General features: G+C 47.8%; 9 protein-coding genes. 1 reads left to right on the top strand and 8 read right to left on the bottom strand.

All coding sequences use genetic code 11. The annotated features are described in order from the left end of the window. Window positions 1-104: 104 nt before the first annotated feature. From MKX68_RS16940 to MKX68_RS16910, 7 genes are all read right to left on the bottom strand, one after another. The gene (locus MKX68_RS16940) at window positions 105-3,329 is read right to left on the bottom strand and encodes an alpha-mannosidase (protein ID WP_340913126.1); all 3,225 of its coding nucleotides are present in this window, start codon (window positions 3,327-3,329) and stop codon (window positions 105-107) included. Window positions 3,330-3,333: 4 nt separating this feature from the next. Continuing rightward, on the bottom strand, window positions 3,334-5,688 hold the full coding sequence (locus MKX68_RS16935) for a glycoside hydrolase family 3 N-terminal domain-containing protein (protein ID WP_340915411.1): 2,355 nt from the start codon (window positions 5,686-5,688) through the stop codon (window positions 3,334-3,336). A 36-nt stretch (window positions 5,689-5,724) separates the two neighbouring features. Then, a complete protein-coding gene (locus MKX68_RS16930; RefSeq protein ID WP_289390314.1) occupies window positions 5,725-6,645 on the bottom strand; it encodes a carbohydrate ABC transporter permease in 921 nt (306 codons plus the stop codon). Between the two features lie 24 nt (window positions 6,646-6,669). Beyond that, complete coding sequence (locus tag MKX68_RS16925; RefSeq protein ID WP_091037846.1) at window positions 6,670-7,599, bottom strand: ABC transporter permease; 930 nt, start codon at window positions 7,597-7,599, stop codon at window positions 6,670-6,672. A gap of 77 nt (window positions 7,600-7,676) precedes the next feature. Beyond that, a complete protein-coding gene (locus MKX68_RS16920) occupies window positions 7,677-9,149 on the bottom strand; it encodes an ABC transporter substrate-binding protein (RefSeq protein ID WP_036605779.1) in 1,473 nt (490 codons plus the stop codon). Window positions 9,150-9,430: 281 nt separating this feature from the next. Further along, window positions 9,431-10,945 carry a response regulator transcription factor gene (locus MKX68_RS16915; RefSeq protein ID WP_340913121.1) on the bottom strand — a complete coding sequence of 505 codons (1,515 nt, stop codon included), beginning with the start codon at window positions 10,943-10,945 and terminating at the stop codon, window positions 9,431-9,433. Between the two features lies 1 nt (window position 10,946). Beyond that, on the bottom strand, window positions 10,947-12,776 hold the full coding sequence (locus tag MKX68_RS16910; RefSeq protein WP_445671079.1) for a sensor histidine kinase: 1,830 nt from the start codon (window positions 12,774-12,776) through the stop codon (window positions 10,947-10,949). 438 nt (window positions 12,777-13,214) lie between these two features. Between MKX68_RS16910 and MKX68_RS16905 the strand changes: the two genes are divergently transcribed. Then, window positions 13,215-15,995 carry an endo-beta-N-acetylglucosaminidase gene (locus tag MKX68_RS16905; RefSeq protein WP_340913119.1) on the top strand — a complete coding sequence of 927 codons (2,781 nt, stop codon included), beginning with the start codon at window positions 13,215-13,217 and terminating at the stop codon, window positions 15,993-15,995. A gap of 127 nt (window positions 15,996-16,122) precedes the next feature. On the opposite strand, the gene MKX68_RS16900 is transcribed toward MKX68_RS16905, so the two are convergent. Continuing rightward, window positions 16,123-20,244: an immunoglobulin domain-containing protein gene (locus tag MKX68_RS16900; RefSeq protein ID WP_340913117.1), complete on the bottom strand. Its 4,122-nt coding sequence runs from the start codon at window positions 20,242-20,244 to the stop codon at window positions 16,123-16,125. Window positions 20,245-20,408: the final 164 nt, after the last annotated feature.

Genomic DNA, 20,408 nt, shown 5'->3' with positions numbered 1-20,408 from the left:
GGGATAAAGGCGAACGCTTCGCTTCTTCTGGTTATTTCTGTCCTCTCCGTTAACGTGTGAATAAAAAGCTGGACATATATAGCTCAAAAATATTTCAAAAAGGTTTACCGCAGTAGCACGGTTTGTATTTGGTAAGGTTTAAAAGATAGTGTAATCTGGCCATGGGTATGGGCCAGTGGTTGGACCGGTTCTTCCAGTGCGTTGGAGTGATAGGCTTGCTCAAAGGCATGCGGCCATTGCAATGTGATGTTTTCGCGTTTGCCTGACGATTCATAGAAACGAAGGACTGTCCCGTGCCCATCCTCTGCCATTTTGACGGTATCGAGAATGACGTGATTACTATTAAAATCAATCCATGCTCCGGTTGCTGGGCGTACAGGGGCCGCATTAGCAGTTGCATCTGCGGTTGGAGCTACCTCAGTCCCTGTGCTTTGCTGTATTTCTTCCCTCTGCTGTACCTGCTCCATCTGCTGCTCTTGTTGTATCTGGCCCTTTTGTTGCACTTGTTTCACCTGCTGTATCGTTACCTCATGATTCAGCTCGGCTGCCTGACGTACGGTGTGTGCTGTTCTCCAGTCTCCGTCGTGTGGATACAGGGAATAGGTGAATTCATGTTCTCCCAGATCGGCGGTGCAATCAGGCCATTTTGGTGCTCGCAGCAAGGACAAACGGATGGTGCTACCTTGCACGTCGTACCCGTATTTGCAATCATTGAGCAGGCTCACGCCGTATCCATATTCGGATACATCCGCGAAGCGATGTCCACAGACTTCATACTGGGCTTGCTCCCAGCTTGTGTTGCGATGTGTTGGACGTTCCAGTGCGCCAAATGGAATCTCGAATGTGGCCTTGGAGGCCACCACATCAATTGGGAAACCAACTTTCAGAAGTTTGTGATCTTCATTCCAGTTCACCTGTGTCTGGAAGTCAATTCGCCGTGAGTCATGATAAAAGACGATATCTTGTGTAATCACCGATTGATGAAGCTTCCAGCGGAAACGCAAGACATCTTTCGTTGTACCCGCCAGCACCAGCTTTTTCTCCAACAGTTCCACTTCGCCAGCAATCTGTTCTTCATAACGACTGTCGATATCCCATGCATCCCAGAGCGTTGGACGATCATGGAAGAAGTGAAGTTGATTGCCCCGTTCACCCGACTTCAACATCTCACGCTCTGCGGTTTTATCCCACAGGCGGATGATCTCCCCACGTTCATTGAACTGCACATGATATAAGGCAGTATCCCATGTATCTTTAAAGGTTGGTTGTGCGGCAAGGTTCTTCATTTCCCGTACATTCGTTTCCCTTGTATTTTCCGGTACCAGCCAAATCGTTTTATATCCAAACGCCGGAATGTCTGTCACGAGAATAGACATACTGCCATCTTCCCGATCCATCCGCAGGCGCTGACCTTTTTCATCGATGCCATAGCGATCCAAGCCATCCTGCACAGCCAATTGAACGACTGCACTTCGTTTCCAGCCCAGACTGTTGAATACAACATAGGCTACTGAACCTTCTGGCCCCTCTGTGTTGATACCCGTTGTTAATGCTGAAACGCCTTGATCCAGTCCGGTTCTGCCCAATTCAAAAACCTGTACATATTCCTCATTCGAAGTCACGTAGGATTCCGTAATCGCCGATCCCGGTATAATATCGTGGAATTGATTCAGCAAAATTAATTTCCAGCCGTCATGCAGTGCTGAACGCACTTGAACTTCGGTATTCGCCTCCATATCTGGCAGAGCGAGTGTATTCCACAGCTCAGCTTCTCGATACAGAACCTCCGCTTTCCGGTTGTTGCGCTTATTGCGCGCATGGGTCGTGTAGGTTCCCCGATGTAACTCAAGATACAGATCGCCATGCCACTTCGGAAGTACAGGTTGCTCCTTTTCAATTCCGGCAAAGAAAGCTCCAGCTGTGCTATATCGACTTGCAGGCTGACCTACCATCAGGTCTGCGCGATCCACATACTCCAGCATCTCGCGTGTTACCCCGCCGCCGCCATCTCCGTGTCCGTATAGAAGCATGTGCTCCGGATGCGCTGCTTTCTCACGGTAGGACTGCCAGTGATCATGAATATCCTTCGGCAGCGTGTGCTCGTTAACACCATGATTGAGGTAAGAAAGAATTGGTGTTCCGTCAATGCCCACCCAGTGGAAGAGATCATATGGAAATACATTTGTGTCATTCCATCCGAGCTTTGTTGTCATGAAATACTCCACATTGCCATGCTTCAAAATCTGCGGCAGGGAGGCACAGTACCCGAATGTATCCGGCAACCACTCAATCTGTGATGTCTTGCCAAACTCCTCCATATAGAACCGCTGACCATACAACATCTGGCGTATCAGGGACTCCCCACTCGGGATGTTCAGATCCGGCTCAACCCACATGCCGCCAACCAGTTCCCAGCGGCCTTCTACAATCCGCTGCTTCACCCGCGCATACAGCTCGGGATCATGCTCCTTCAGAAACGCATATAATAAGGGCTGACTCTGGGAATAAACATAGTCGGGATATTCATTCATAAGTGCATCCACGGTGGAGAAGGTACGGCTCGTTTTGCGAACCGTCTCACGTACAGGCCACAGCCAGGCAATATCAATATGGGATTGTCCCACCATATGCTCCAGACCTTCTGCGTTGCCGCCAATCTCACGCACATGATGCTTCAGATTATTCTCAATCTGACGAATACCCTCTCCCTGCTCAATCTCTTCTGCTGACATGCCTACAAATTGATCCATCGCACGATACACCAGTTCTAACAGGCGAACCCGCCGAAAGTCACTTTCCGGTAGCAACACAGCCGAATCACGCACAATAATGACGGTATACATCAGACTGCGAACCGCTTCATTGGGTCTCACCAGCAGGCTCGTAATTGATGTGATCGGCGGCTGAATAACCGCCTGTTGATTCAACGGGTCTACAGGTTCAGGTACCGGGTCAAACATCTCAATCTCAAGTTCCGGAGCGTTTCCGACTTTGGATGGATCAAGCGTGACGTAGGTATGATTGCGGTCAAGGCCCTGATAAGAGTGCCCATTTACCCGAAGCAAGCCTTCTCCGCCTGTTTCAAATACAAGCCCATAAGGTGCTTGCTGCCATGTAGCAGGGATCTCCAGACGTGTTCTAAAAAAATAAGTCGTTCCCTGTTTGCTCGGAAAACGCTCAAAATCTTGGCCTTCCGGGTACTCACCCTGATCCTCATACTGTCCTGGCACATTATAATAAGCGCGGGTAATATCCCAGCTGCGCAGCTGTAATTGCTCCAGCCACTGATGTTCGGACAACTCGCGAATAAATCGTCTGATACGTTCCAAAATCTTACGCCTCCCTTACGTTCAGTTCGGCCATTTGCGTATCGTTTACGCTGCTGCCGATATGAATATGGAATTTTCCCGGTTCGACAACAGGCTTCAAGTCACGACCAATATACTGTAACTGCTCGGCTCCGATTTGGAATTCCACGGTCTGTGTCTCTCCAGGCTCCAGGTTCACTTTTGCAAACCCCTTCAGTTCCTTGGCGGGACGAGTCAGTGAGCTGACCACGTCAGCAATGTACATCTGTACAACTTCTGCACCTGCATAAAGGCCGATGTTGGTCACATTCACCGATACCGTAACTGAATCATCAGCTGTCATGGACTCAGCACTCAGCTGCGGTTCACTGTACTCAAATGTGGTATAGCTAAGTCCGTATCCAAATGCATAACGTGGCTCCAGATCCTCTTCGAGGTAACGCTTGCCTCGGGAACGTTTGCCGTTATAATAGATCGGTAATTGGCCGACATGCTTCGGAATGGAGATCGTCAATTTGCCTGACGGATTCACATCACCGAATAAAATATCTGCAATGGCATGCCCGCCCTCTTGACCCGGATACCACGCCTCCAGAATTGCATCAGCATGTTCATCCACCCAAGGTTCAGTGATGGGACGACCGTTAATGTAAACAACGACAAGTTTCTTGCCGAGCTTGTGAATCTCCTGAATGAGTTCCAACTGTACTCCGGCAAGACCCAACGTCATCCTGTCGATCCCTTCGCCACACTCCATATCATTCCAGGAGTTATCGGACACATTGGAAGCACCCGTCTTCAGATCAATTGTTCCTTCTCCAAAGTCACGTGCACTGGAACCGCCAACCACCATAATCACAGTATCCGCTTGGCTGGCTATTTCGATTGCACGCTCAAATCCTTCTTTTGAATCCCCTTTAATCCGGCAGCCTGGTGCATATAGAACCTGATCTGTACTGCTGCCACCAGTCAAAGGACCAACAGAACTCTTCTCCGTTCGCCCATCCACATGACTAGCCAGCTTACTACGAATCCCATCCAGTACCGTCGCCACTTTCGACTTCGGTTGCGGAGATGTGTAATCACCCAGTTGATTGTAGGCCTGATCCGCATTGGGACCAATGACGGCAATCCGACCCACATTTGCTATCGATAGAGGTAACATGTCAGCCTCATTTTTGAGAAGTACAACGCCTTCCGCAGCCAACTGTCGTGCCAGCTGAACATGCGCTTCACTGCCAATCACTTCCGCTGCCTGATCGGCATCCACGTAAGGCTGTTCGAATAAGCCCAGTCTGAACTTCAACGCCAGCACGCGAGAGGCAGCCTGATCCAGAATCTTCACATCAAGCTTGCCTTCTGTTAACGCCTGCACCAGATATTGCCCAAACATCTCACCGGACATTTCCATATCGATGCCTGCCACAATCGCCTGTACGGAAGCTTCCATTCCATCTGCCGCGACATCATGCCCACTTGCCAGCATGTTGATCGCACCACAATCCGTAATGACCAGACCGTCAAAACCCCAATCCTTACGCAATACATCTTCCAGCAATTCCGTATTCACGGTGCAAGGCGTGCCATCAATTTCGTTATATGCTGGCATGATCGACGCAGCGCCAGCTTCCACCGCTTTGCGGAAAGGATACAGATCCACTTCCAACAGTTCACGCCAGCCCATATGTACAGGCCCTGCATTACGTCCACCTTCCGAGCTGCCATAACCTACAAAATGTTTCAGCGTTGCCGCTACTGTATCGCCACGGTCAAGACTCTCACCCTGCAGTCCTTCCACGGAAGCAACTGCCAGTTCTCCAATGAGAAACGGATCTTCACCGAAACATTCCTCGGTACGTCCCCAGCGCGGATCACGCACAACATCCAGTACCGGAGAATAGGTGACCGCACCACCTTGAGCACGTGTCTCCCTTGCTACTGCCTGGCACATCTCCCGATACAGATCCACATTCCAGGTGCTCCCCAGTAAAAGGGGGACAGGATAGACCGTTCCGTCAATGGCCATATGACCATGCGAGCACTCTTCCCCAATCAGGATGGGAATCCCCAGTCTGGAATGCTCTACCGCATAACGTTGAATCAGATTAACCGCCTCAGCGCCTTCTCTGGCGGATAGTCCATTTTCCAGCGTAACGCCAGTCCACGGATCTGCCCGAAGCGCACCGTAAAGGGAGCCGATGCCCCCATTTTCCACTTGCTGCTTAAACGATTCATTTAACGTAATGTTCCCTTGATCATTCGTATAGGTCTGCCAGCCAAATGGCTGCGTAAGTTGGCCTACCTTTTCTTCCGTAGTCATCAGGCTAAGCAGGTGTTGTACCCGTTCCTCTACGGATTTGCTTTGGTCCTTGTAAGTCATCAATCTGCATCTCTCCAATCCTATAACGTGATCCGGTTATTCTTTGACCGCGCCCACCGTCAGACCCTGTACGAAATAACGCTGGAAGAACGGATAAGCGAATATAATCGGCAACGTAGCAAGCACAACCATCGCCATTCGGGACGTATCCTGCGGAATGGACTGCATGGCTGCCAGACTCATCGAACTGTTAGCAGAGTTCTGCTGGATAAACTGGATACTCGACTCAATCCGCATTAACATGGATTGCAGCGGTACCAGATTCGGATTATCGATGTATAATAGCGCATTGAACCAATCATTCCAGTAACCGAGTGTACTGAACAACCCGATGGTTGCAAGTCCCGGCAAGGAGAGTGGAATCACGATTTTCATAAAGGTATAGAACTCACCGGCGCCATCAATTTTGGCCGATTCAATGACTGCATCCGGCACACTAGTGGAGTAGAATGTACGCAGGATCATAATATAGAAGGCATTCATCGCCAGCGGCAGAATCAGTGCCCATAACGTATCTTTCAACCCAAGCAGCTGGGATACGACCATATAAGTTGGAATCATCCCGCCGTTGAATAACATGGTCAGAATCGCAAAGATGGAGAAAAATCTCCGGTATCTGAAGCTCTTGCGGGAAATCGCATACGCATACAGCGACATGAGAATCAGACTGATGATGGTACCGAGTACCGTCACCAGAATGGTCACTCCATACGCCCGCAGCAGCGTGTCCCCACTCTGCCAGACAAACTGATATGCCGCGAGACTCCATTCTGCCGGAATCAGACGATACCCATCACGGGCCAGTGCTTTCTCGTCCGTAAACGAGATAATGACTACAAATACAAAAGGAAATACACAGATCAGAGCAAATAGACCGGCGATGATGTTCATGATCACGTTCCATCCGTTGGATACATGATGGAAGTCGCGTTTTTTAACGAGCCTTGCTTGAGCCATAGTGGTTCACTCCTTTCCCTTGTTCTAGAATAGGCTGCTGTCTTTATCGATTTTGCGGACCACATAGTTGGAGATAATAACAAGCACAAAACCCACCACGGATTGATACAATCCGGCAGCTGTACTCATCCCGATCTCACCGCTCGTTTTCAAACCACGATATACATACGTATCAATAACATTTGTCACGGAATAAAGCGTACCCGAATCCCTTGGCACCTGATAAAAGAGTCCAAAGTCAGCATAGAAAATGCGGCCTACGGCCAGCAAGGTCATAATCGTGATGATGGGCGACAGCAACGGAATCGTAATGTTGCGAATCTGCTGCCATTTGCTTGCTCCATCAATCATGGCTGCTTCATACAGTGATTTATCAATCCCCAGTATGGAAGCCAGATAGACAACGCTGCTATAACCGATGGTTTTCCATAACGCGACGAATACCAGAATATACGGCCAATATTTCGCCTCGGAGTACCACTGAATTGGTTCCATCCCAAACCAGCCGATAATCTGATTCAACATCCCGCGGTCCATGCTCAAGAAGCTGAATGCGAAGTAACCAACAATAACCCAGGATAGAAAATACGGCAGAAACATACCAGTTTGATACAGTTTGGCGAGTCGTTTATTCACTAGTTCCGAGAGCAGGATTGCCAATGCCACAGCAAACACCAGTCCCAGGAAGATAATGGCGATGTTATAAAAGAGGGTGTTGCGTGTAATGAGCCATGCGTCACTTGTGCTGAACAGGAATTTGAAATTGTCCCAGCCAACCCATTCACTCTTCATCAGACTTGCCCAGAACCCTTCACGGCTGAATCGATATTCTTTGAAAGCAGCCACTGTGCCCACAAGTGGTAAGTAGGAGAAGAAGAAGAACCAGATGGCGCCTGGCAGCACCATGAGCAGCATGACTCGGTTTCTAATCAGGTTTTTCAAAAATGTAGTCATTGTGGAGATCCTCCTTCAGGCTTGAATGAAAAAGGACCGGACGCGATAAGCAGCCGCCCGATCCTTACGATGTACTGTTACTTGTTTTCCGCTCTCCAGGCATCCAGCTGGCTTTGGGCTTCAGCCATTACTTTCTCCAGTCCGGCTTGATTGAACTTCTCAATCACTTGATCCAGATTGGCTGCCGGGTCCAGTGTACCTGTCATCAGTGCTGCCCAATATTGCTCTTTCACGTTCTGTACCGCCGTCAGTTCGGACGATACATTGCTTGCATCAAAGTTAAAGCTGAGGATCGGGGAATTGACACCTTCAGCGTTAAACTTCTTGAACTCATCCCATTTGTTATCCGGGTCATTGCTGTTCAGATAGAGCAGCATGTTGTTCCCAAGGGAGTATGAAGGCATATCGTAGTTTTTCGATTCAGGCAGATTTTCCATATGCGTGTCATCCACTTTTTTGTAGTGTGTGCCCTCAATACCGGAGTCCACCATATTACGCAGCACAGGATCTGTATTGAGCAGGTTCAGGAATTCCATCGCTTTCTCCGGATATTCCGAGTTCGCCGAGATGGCCATAATGGAGCCTTGTACAGATGTATTTGTTATAATTGCTTCACTTGCAGGTGTTGAAACGACTTGATAACCGTAACTTGCAGACCATTGATTGTCCGCGAGCGGCTGAGTCTGTGCACGATCTAGGAACCAGTTGCCCGATGTTGTCAGGTCGTTCGTGGAACCTGTTGTTGCCGCTTCTGCCGATACATAACCGGCTTTGTAGTACTTGTGCATCGTGGTTAGTGCTTCTTTCATTTCAGGTGTTTCCAGTATGTTCACGAGCTTATAGTCTGTTGTATCCAGTTTGATTGCCATTGGCAGATTCTGAATGACATAATCATATGGCACGTAAGGAACATAGTTTTTATCCATGGCAAATGGTGTTACACTCGCCTCGTTTTCCTTAATTGTTTTGAGCAGAGGCTCCAGACTGTCTAACGTACGAACGCCAGAGATGTCCAGCTTGTATTTATCAACCAGCATTTGGTTAAAGCGCCATACCTCTTGTTGAGGCAGCTCTTTGTTGGCTGGAATTCCGTAATTATGTCCATCTACCTTGGAACCGCTGAGGAATGCAGGATCAATGGTCTTGGTAAGATCCTGACCGTATTCAGCAAGCAGGTCATCCAGTTCAAGGAATGCGCCTTTTCTGGCATTTTGGACATAATCAAATCCACCAGAAGAAGTGAACAGAATGTCCATTGGCTCACCGGAAGCTACGTTAACCTGCATCTTCTGGGGGTAGTCACCCCAGTCAACCATTTTCATCGTTACCGTGGCATTAATTTTCTCTTTGGTATACTTGCTGACTTCTTCCATCACTTTATTGACGTCTTTCTGAGGGGTACCGATGGTATACCAGATCAACTCTACCGCGTCATCTCCAGCTCCCCCGGATTCTGAAGCATCTTTGCTTCCTCCACAGGCACTAAGAACAAGTGTAACGGCCATTAACAATGCAAGAACGAGTGAGAAGCGTTTTCTTTGTTTACTCATTTCTTTGATCCTCCCTTTTCGTGTTCCCTTAGGCTCTACTTACTAACTGCTTTAACCTTATCGAATGAAAGCATTTACAAAAAGAAGATAAACTTAAGTTTTCGAGGTACAAATTAAAGAGAAATCATCCTTGGACAACTATTTTGTACCTGTTTAAATAAATCGCTTACATGAAAGAGACATGCCGGGTAACGTATGCCATGATTTTCATCCATGCCATTCCTGTTCCCGATATGTCTCTTGGCTCTCTGTCCGCATAGTTGGATCTACCCGTCACCGAATTAACCAAACACCTTGAAATCAGTCGGTGAAATCCCCACATATTTGCGAAACTGTTTATAGAAATACCCCGTCTCCCAATACCCCACATTTCGGGCGATCTCATGTACCTTCAGATTGGAATTGCGTAGTTGCTCCTTCGCACGTTCAATCCGGTATTTGTTGATATATTCGGCAAACGTCTCCCCGGTCTCCTTATGGAACAATTGTCCCAAATACACCGGATGCAGATGATAGTGGGCACCCAGCAGCTTCAGGGAAAGCTCTTCTGCGTAGTGTTTGTCGATATGCTGAAGCACTTGGTTTACAATTGGATTCTTCAAATCCTGCAATAGGGACTGGATCGTCTGGGACCCAACCTGCTGAAGCGCCCGCACGAGTTCATCAAAAGTGCCACTGTCCAGTACAAGTTGAAGCCCTTGTTGGTATATGGCAGACTCATCCGAGTGTTTGATGCTCTCCAGTTCCATTTTAAAGCGAATCACAACTTCCAATGCGGTATTCTGTAACTCCCCAGGCGTAAGCCCATCGCGATGCTGTTCAAAATCCATACGAATCCGGTCGGCAAGTTGTTCTGTATTGCGGGACAGAATGAGTTTGGCGTATTCCCTCCAATCAATGAAAAAGGTCGCCGTTGAACTTCCGCACCTTTCCAGCATGGCATGGTCGATCACTTTAAGGTCGGGATAAATCATCACATACTGGAGTGCTTTTTTGGCCTCCGCATAACTGGTCGGCGCATGGTACAGCCCTTTCATCAATCTGCCTGCTCCAATGCGTGCCGCGGGATGGGTTACGGTTATCTCATCAGATAATGCCTGCAGGCCATCCATCAACTTCTGTTCCTCGTCCCTTGTACCCTGAATATTGGCAATAATGACGATGTCTCCATCGATGTCATGAAATACGTTCAGATGGCGTCTGTCTCTCAGCATCTCTTCTACGCGTTCAAACATGCCGGGTACTTGCCCTTTGTCACGCAGAATGGCCACAGCAACGTCAGGTGCATCCAGCGAAAGGTTCATAAACTGGGCACGTTCTTCAAATTCGGTAGCTGCAATCTGTCCCGTAAGCCATCGATGAAGAATGTTATCTTTCAGAATCTGGATGCCATACGCATCATCGGCTTGAGGTGATACCGTATGATCCAGCTTGGACGCGGTGTTGCTCAGCGTGGATTCCAGTTCCTCTACATTAATCGGTTTGAGCAGATAGTTTTCAATCCCCAATTGCATGCCTTCCTTCAGATATTCGAACTCATTGAAACCACTCAGGATAATGACCTTAATCTCAGGTTGTACACGCCTTGCTTCACGAATCAGATCGAGACCATTCATGAGTGGCATGGATATATCCGTAATCAGAATGTCCACAGGCTGAGAAGATAGCGCTTGTAACGCTGCTTGCCCATTACCTGCATGACTCACAATTTCCATACCAAATGAAGACCAATCCACAATATCGTATAAGCCTTCAATGATGAATGGTTCATCGTCCACAATAAACACCTTGTACATGTTAAACACCTGTCCCTTCTGTATGTGGATAACGCACCCTGATCCGTGTTCCTTCTCCGAGGGTGCTCTCTATGGTGATACCGAACTCTGGCCCATACAGGAAGCGCAATCGACTATGAACACTGCGCAGCCCGAACATCTGACCAGACTCTTCAGGACGTTCCAGTTCTTCAAGGATTTCCGTCAGGCGTGCAGGATCAATGCCTTTGCCATTATCTCTGACCTCCACCTGTACCACGTCATCCGTCTCTTCCACAACAATCGATAATCGATTATCCGAACGTTCTGTCTGAATACCATGCACGACATAGTTCTCAATGATGGGTTGCAGCGAAAGTTTCACCACCGGGTGTTGATAATAAGCAGCGTCGATCTGGATCGTATATATGAAAATATCCTTGTAGCGGATTCGGAATAACTCCAGATACAAACGGCAAGCTTCCATCTCATCCTTCAGCGTATAATTTTTCTTCTGCTGTACCAGGCTCTTGAACAATACGGATAGGCTGTAGATCATTTCGCCGACGTCTCTCGCCCCCTGGGATATGGCCCTCATCCGAATCACTTCAAGTGTATTGTAGAGAAAATGAGGGTTGATGCGCGCCTGTAATGCGACCAGCTCGGTCTCCTTCTGTTTGATCTCGGCTTTGTAGACCCGTTCAATATAGAGATTCAGCTCGTCCAGCATGTCGTTGAAGCTATGGGATATCTGCCCCAGTTCATCATCACGCGGATCGTCGATGCGAGCTGTAAAGTTGCCATATTTCACTTTTTGGGTGAAGCGAATGATTCGGCGGGTTCGTTTGGCAAAGTTAATAATGAAAAATGCCGGAACCAGCACAGCAAATAAAATACACACAATACTGATCGAGATGATGGTATTGCGAATGCCCGCATAGGTTTCAGCCATCTCTTCTACCGGAACGGTGCCAATGACCACATAACCCTGATCCGCGGAGACAAACTTGTTCACATACATGTTCTGCTCTTTTTTCATCGAATCCATATCCGTCTGATCAAACAGAGAATCGGCCACATTCACATAGGGGTACTGCTTGCCATAATAATGATTGTTGGAGTCAAACAGGACTGTCCCTTTCGCCGATAACACCACGATTTCTCCCTTGAGATTGCTCTCGTAGTTATCCAGCGCGTTACCGATTCCCTCCGAGTCAAAGAAGACAAGAAACTGGCCCAGATTCCGAAGAGTCTGTGTATTGTTAATTGGTACGCGGATGGAATAGAGCGCAGGGTCCCATTGATTGATCTCTTTGCGAATCCAGTAATTGGGTGCACTGATATTGGGCGTTTCCATCGCCATCACGTCCGGAATATAGGAATGAGCCACATTGGTGTCCAGCTTGCGGAACTGCTTGTGTTGATTAAAGGTAGACAGATCCTGCTGCTCCGCGCTATACAACATGAGTTGGTTAATCTGCGAATTACGATCCATAATGTTCTGAAAATGTTTCAACACATCGGCAGAATAGTCTTCCTGATTGGCGTAATATCCATTGGTCATGTGCTGAACATATTCAGCGTACGAATGATTCATCAGATACGTAATGTTGGCGGAGAGCGCCTCATTCTGATGCATGTCCCTCACCATATTTTGCACCGATTCATACTGCTGATGAATGTACCGATCCACATGTTCCATCGCCGCTTTCTGGATCGCCAGTTCCCGGCGAATCGTGGAGTCGGACACCGACAGAAAGATGATATAAGACAATGTAATGATCGTGACAATGGATATCATCGAGAAAATCAGGAGCATTTTCATAAACATATTATTTTTGAAGAAATTATTGTAAACGCTAACAATTTTCAAGTCGCATGTTCCCTCCGATGCTGTTTTCCTGACTATATAAGTAGAACTAAAGATTATTAACACTGACACTACGATGACAGAATAACCTTCCAATCGCTGTTATCCCCAGATTTCTTTGATTCTCTTTTCCCAAGGGAAAATCCGGTGATAGCGTATGCTTCCGATGCAGCTTTCTTTCAGAAAGCTTTTAGGCGAACGCTTCGCTTTTCCAGTTTTTTCTGTCCTCTCCTTTTTCGTGTAAATGATTAGTTTAACTATATAGAATTATATCATCAGGCTTCTGACATTAACTTGTCACCTGGAACTTTTCTTTAGTTTGTACTAGCGATTCTTTAATTTCACCCTATTTAAAAACGCTTTCATCCACTATCGTTAACCATAAGTTTAGCTTTGTGTAAAAGAATACCTTACATTCATTCCACTTGAAGGAGGAACAGCATGACACGCAAACTCAAAGCAAAAGGCATCATTCCCAAGGTAACCGCCATGGTCCTTACTACGGCTCTGCTTGGACAAGTTGTTGCATCATCCGTTTATGCCGGAGACACGCTCCCTTACACCGGTGAAAGTGCCAAAGGGGTGAATCAGCCCTATCAACACGGGTACACCTCGGCCCAGATTCTGAACTGGACACCGGAAAGTGATATCCATGGTGACCTGCTTCGTGCCCATGTTCCCTTGCAGCCCCGTAATGAAGCTTTCGCTGCCACACAGGCATATCCTGAGCTCAGCCCGGACACCCAACTGTTCACAATGAGTGGTGATTACGGCAATGCATTCTTCGATAGCACACCTTATACCAATGAATTCAGCCAGTACCTCTTTAATTATTGGCAATATACAGACTACTACAGCTATTGGCACGGCATGGCCTCTGCGGGAGTACCTGAGGAGCTGTATGACCCGAGTAAAGAATGGACGGAGAAATACTTCGAGTTTGGCATTTTGAACATTCCGAATCCGGCCTACACCAATGCAGCCCACAAAAATGGCGTTAAGTCCATTGCTAACATCTTTTTCTCGGACAATGACCGTGGGCCACAAACCTATAAACAAATGCTGATCCAAGATGAAAACGGTAATTTCCCTGTGGCCGAGAAACTGGCCGAGATGGCAGAATACTACAACTACGATGGATATTTCTTCAATCAGGAAGAGGTTGCCCGGGGTGTAGCCCCTGAAGATATCGCTTCCTACAAAAAATTCATGAAATATCTAAGAGATAAAGGCCTGTACGTTCAGTGGTATGATTCCACCATCAATACAACAGGCAAGATTCAATACCAGAACCAATTTAACGGGCTCAACAGCCCCTTTGTACAGGATTCCGTTCTCGGCAGAGTCTCGGATTCCATCTTCCTGAACTATGTATGGAACCACAAGATGCTCCGCGATTCCCGTGATCATGCCCTTAGCCTGGGTCTGGATCCATTGGAAACCGTATTTGCTGGTGTTGAAGGCGGACATGACAAATTCGGCCGCTGGAAGCAATCCTATGATCTGCGCCATAATCTGGATGAGAACGGTCAGCCCATGAATAGCATCGCGACACTCGGTGCTGACTTCACCCACAACGCCTTGGATGAAGAGATGGGCGATGGCAGTACCAATCATCGAGCTGAGGATGAGTACCAGTGGATGACCTTTGTACGTGATCGTGCGTGGTGGTCTGGTCCAAATCAAGACCCGACAGATGCACGTCGTAATGCGTCTGCCGATCTGTCGGATGTGTATGCTTCCGGTGCAAATTGGGATGGAATCGCTGCGTATCTGACCGAACGCTCCGTTATCAATGGCTCCAATTTTGCAACCAGCTTCAATACGGGCCACGGCCTGAAATATTATGAAGACGGTGCTGTCTCGAACGATAAAGAATGGTCAAATATCAACATTCAGGATATCCCTGTCACTTGGCAATGGTGGATGGATAGTGAAGGCGACAAGCTCAGTGTTGATTTTGACTATGGTCCCTCTTATGAGAAAGGCGCAAGGTACAACTATGACTCCATCGGCGCATTCAATGGCGGCAGCTCTCTCGTGGTGAACGGTACATTGAACGCGGACAACTTCCTGCGCCTATACAAAACCGACCTGTCCGTCAACGGACAATCCAAACTGGATCTGACGTATAACAAACCGTCAACTAGTGACGCTTCTTCCCTGCATGTTGGGCTGATCTTCGAAGATGATCCATCCAACGTGGTCAATGTGGTAGTGCCTAATTCAGGCCAGCATACGGAAGGCTGGAAGACAGCTACACTGGATTTAAGTGCCTATCAAGGAAAAACCATTGCCGCTATGGGATTATCCTTTGACCCTAATGGCGAGTCAATAGAGAATTACCAGATGAATATAGGCGAGATCCGTATGTTCGACGGTTCAGCGGCTGTACCGGATGCACCTACCGGATTCCATATTGCCAAAGCACTGACCAACACCGATGAACTGGTTGTTGCATGGGACATGAAGGACTATTCAGAGGTCAAACAATACAATTTATATGAAAATGGTGACTATGTTGGCGGCGTGTATGATTCTACTTTTTATATCAAATCGCTGAAACAGCCGTCTGGTGAACTGTCCATTCGTGCGGTTGGTGCAGATGGTACCGAAAGTAAAGCAACCGTCCTGCCTTACGATCTGAATGCAGCCGTTCAGAATATTGATGTGAAATTCAAAAAGAATGGCGATGCTATTGTAAGCTGGAAAAACCCGAAAAAGGCAAAAGAATCAGGCAAAGACAAAGGTAAAGGCAACGAGTCAATTCAGCTCACACTAGAAACCGAATACACAAAAGAACCCTTCACCAAGTCGCTTCAGGTCAAAAAAGGAAAACAGTCTGCCATCCTGACCGGACTTCCGACCAATGGTGAACATTACGTGCTGAACATTGCCATTGGCGGGCAGAACCCGGTAACCCATACCGGACAGCTGGCAGATCTTCAGATTACACCATACGCCAAGGAAAAGGTCACAGTAAAAGATGGAAAATACACACTTGCCCTGCCGGATCTGGAGGACTGGTACAAGATCTATGTATATGAAAATGGGGTACCACGCGAGTTCGGAGTCACTTACGTTTCGCAGAAATTCCCGTATATCATTCGGGGTAGAACGAAGCTCAGTGAACTGACCTTCACACCTGTGTCCAGCAGCAGCTCTTTGAAGCTGGTCATTGAGGATTATGCGGGCAATCAGGCCAGTACGATTTTGAGGTAAATATATCATTAGAAAAATGTACAGCCCTCCACTTCCAAAAGGAAGTTGAAGGGCTGTATTAGTTGATCTCGAAGTATATTAGGGACTGGGACTGAAACTTAAAGCATTTAAGGGGCCTTGATATATCTTAAATTAATTCCGACTGAATGAGCAGATTTCGAATCATCGTGGCAACCTCAGCTCGGGTTACATAAGCTTTTGAATCTAATATGTTTCCGTTCCGACCGGTTACAATACCTGCCAACAACGCATCGGATACACCAGCTTTTGCCCAAATGGAAACTTTATTCGCATCCACGAATTGGCCGAGCAATGTCGCAGCATCTTGCCCCTGTAGCTTGAGCTTATCTTTCAGACCGCTGATTGTCATGGCTTTAGCGATAATGACCATCGCCTGCTCACGTGTGATGCTGTCGTTTGGATGGAACGTGCCGTCCTCAAAGCCATCGATAAGTTTGAACGCTGAAGCTGTTTGCACTGCGGCATTGTACCAATCAGCGGATTGAATATCGCTGAACGGCGCCTCGCCATTTTCCAAACGAAGTCCCAATCCTCGTACTATAATCGCTGCAAACTCTGCTCGGGTCATGTTCTGGTTAGGCTTGAAAGTTCCATCTTCAAAGCCGTTTATAACCATCCTCGATCCCATGTCATTCACCGCTTCTTTAGCCCAATGATTTGCGGCATCGTTGAACACAAGCGGATGCCACACGATAGAGTACGTGCTATTTGTCAGACTGTTGATCTTGGCAAAATAGGTGTCTTCCGTTCGTACAACCTTCGTCGGCACGTGACGTACCGCACCATCCGGCTCCACGACCACACCTGTCGTTATCTTGTTAGGATCGATGCCAGCCGGAATCGCAATCGTCCGCTCTACATATGCATTGAATTTACTTATTTCTACAGTTTGGTCGCCATAAGAGGTGTACACAGCGAAGTCCATTGCGGGAACAACGAGTTCAAAGTTACCGCTGGAAGCAGCCTTCTCAACAACCTGAACGGTTTCCGCCTTCGGTTCGGCAATCTCAATCTTGATTATAATATCCTGCAATTGCACATTGCTGCCCACTTGCTGGGATAAAGCATCAATATTCATTTGTTTGGCTGGCAGCGTATAGCTGGCATTTTTCGTCCGGATTACCACCGTTGCCTGCCGATTCTCCATATTTTTAACCATCTGACCGTTAAGTTCGCCGATCACCACATCCGAATTCGTGTTCACCGGAATGATGATGACAGCACCGTTGCCTTCTGCCTCAAGGCGCTGTTCCAGCTTTTTCTCGTCGACCACAACAGTTGTGATCGTCTGACCGCCTTGCTGGATGGTTGTTGCTATGCCAGCATTCTCAACCTTTCCGTTCACTATAACGTCCACTCCAGTGGTACCAGGCGTTTGTGGTATCAAAGGTGGTGTTGATGGTGATGGTGTCGGATTTGATGGCGTAGGGTTCGACGGTATCGGAGTTGATGTCGTCGTGTCGCGAACCGTAAGCGTCAATGTCTGAGCTGTTCCTGCGCTGAAGTTCAACGTCAGTGTCGTTAAGCCAACAGGCTGTGTAGCCAAGTACTCTTTCTTTATCGTCACCGTGGACCCACTGACTGTGTAATCAATTCCCCCGCTCAGCAGTGTCACACCGTTCGCGATGTTGATTAGCATGTTGCCATTTAAGCTCATCGTCGTCTCAACATCCCGGTAGGACCCGGCTAATGTGTTCGTCGTGTTTTTATCAAACGTCGCCGTCGTTGGGCTAATCGGGCCGGGTAGTGAGACCGAGTTCACCGTCAGCAACGCGGCGTTGCTCGTTACGTTCCCCGCCGTGTTAGTCACTTCTACTGTATAGCTGCCCGCATCCACCGATTGCGCATTGGTAACAGTGAGCGTGGATGATGTCGCACCGTTGATGTCAGTGCCGTTCTTCTTCCACTGGTAGCTCAGCGGCGTGTCTCCGCTTGCCGTTACGCTGAACGTCGCTGTCTGACCTTCCGTAACTGTCTGGTCACTTGGCTGGCTTGTGATTGCCGGCGATACTAGTACCGGATTTACCGTCAACAACGCGGCGTTGCTCGTTACGTTCCCCGCCGTGTTAGTCACTTCTACTGTATAGCTGCCCGCATCCACCGATTGCGCATTGGTAACAGTGAGCGTGGATGATGTCGCACCGTTGATGTCAGTGCCGTTCTTCTTCCACTGGTAGCTCAGCGGCGTGTCTCCGCTTGCCGTTACGCTGAACGTCGCTGTCTGACCTTCCGTAACTGTCTGGTCACTTGGCTGGCTTGTGATTGCCGGCGATACTAGTACCGGATTTACCGTCAACAACGCGGCGTTACTCGTCACATTCCCTGCTGTGTTGGTCACCTCTACCGTATAGCTGCCCTCGTCTACCTTTTGTGCATTAGTGACGGTAAGCGTGGATGATGTCGCACCGTTGATGTCAGTGCCATTCTTCTTCCACTGGTAGCTCAGCGGTGCGTCCCCACTCGCCGTTACGCTGAACGTGGCCGTCTGGCCTTCCGTTACCGTCTGATCGCTCGGCTGGCTTGTAATCACTGGCGTCACGGGTGCCGGATTTACCGTCAACAACGCAGCGTTGCTTGTTACATTCCCCGCCGTGTTGGTCACCTCTACCGTATAGCTGCCCTCGTCTACCTTTTGTGCATTAGTGATGGTAAGTGTCGCTGATGTTGCGCCAGTAATATCGGTGCCATTCTTCTTCCACTGGTAGCTCAGCGGTGCGTCCCCACTCGCCGTTACGCTGAACGTGGCTGTCTGGCCTTCCGTTACTGTCTGGTCACTTGGCTGGCTTGTGATTGCCGGCGATACTGGTGCCGGATTTACCGTCAGCGACGCAGCGTTGCTCGTTACATTCCCCGCCGTGTTGGTCACCTTTACCGTATAGCTGCCCGCATCCACTGCTTGCGCATTGGTAACAGTGAGTATCGCCGATGTTGCCCCAGTTATGTCAGTACCGCTCTTCTTCCACTGGTAGCTCAGCGGTGCGTCCCCGCTTGCCGTTACGCTGAACGTCGCTGTCTGACCTTCCGTTACCGTCTGATCACTCGGCTGGCTCGTGATCGCCGGCGCCACTGGTGCTTGAGTAGAAGGTTCGTATGTTAAGAAACCCGTTACATCGTTATATACGCCGAATCCCCCTTCATACCCGCTATAAGGCACATATCCATACTCTGAAGAAGCTGCAGAATCTATCGTATACCAATCTTTGGATAATGAACCAGTGTTCGTGAACTCCTTCATTTTTACCGTATTGTTGTTACCATTAAAATTATAAAACACGATCTTACCATCCGCCTTTGAAAGTATAAGCGGATTCGGCATCGTCGCCTTATAGCCACTAGACACCGGCCCGAGAGGTCCTCCTATTACAACTGGACTTCCTACAACATTGCCATTCTGATCATAGATACTCATAGACATCTGGCTGCTTGCATCACCAGATATAATAGCAAAATTTGAATTGGATAATGCCGTAGCGCGAAGGTTTGCCCCACTAACCACATCTTTTATTTTATTTCCGCTATTATCATATAATGTAGCCTGATACCCCGAGTCCGTTTTACTTGTCAGTAAAAGTCTATCGTTATTGTTTGCGATAACAGGATAATATTTTTCATTCCTGTCTATACGATCCTGAAATAACACCGTACGAACCAGACTTTGGTTTGAGTCGTAAAACTGCAATTCATAATCGTACAAGCTGGGGATATCGCTATGAAAAGTAATAGCCACTCCACCGTTGGAAAGAAGGGCAGCGCCGGTTGGATAAGTCATGTAGGTTGATGTCGCAAACGATGAGCTACTCCCCACATTACCGTTCTTATCGACAACCATATATTTATACTCACCGCCCGAATTCATATTATTCAAATCCTCAATATATGGAATGACTGTATCCCCTGTTGATGTAGCGAAAGGGAAAACTTTATAAGATCGATTCGTGCCAAAATCAAACAGTTTTTTGTCAAATTCGACAGTTCCGTCTGCCTTAACAACTTTGTACCAAATTTCTTTGGCATTATTGGAGTAATACATGAGGCCAATTTTTCCGTTCGGCAATCCAACTGTCGAATCGATAAAACTTCCTACAGGATCGTTGATCACACGAATAGATACATTCGAACTCGCATACGCCTGATTTGGAACGAAGTTGTAGAGAGTAATACTAAAGGTAAGGCATACGATAGAGAATATTTTAAATACAAATAGAAAACGATTTGGTTTGTTATACAATGTAATACTCCTCCTAAAGTTATGATTCTACAATGAGCCCTCTTACATTGATTAACTCTATGTTCCCCCTTGGGAATGAGTATAGCGGGGTCCACTGAACCGATTCTGAACATTGTAAGAACCTTTCAAACTTCTTGTGATTCATAACGGAGCTAGTGACTGCA

The sequence above is a fragment of the Paenibacillus sp. FSL M8-0212 genome, from assembly GCF_038004645.1.
Lineage (GTDB): Bacteria > Bacillota > Bacilli > Paenibacillales > Paenibacillaceae > Paenibacillus.
The sequence above is the reverse complement of the archived record's forward strand: the minus strand, read 5'-3'. Positions and strand labels throughout refer to the sequence as shown.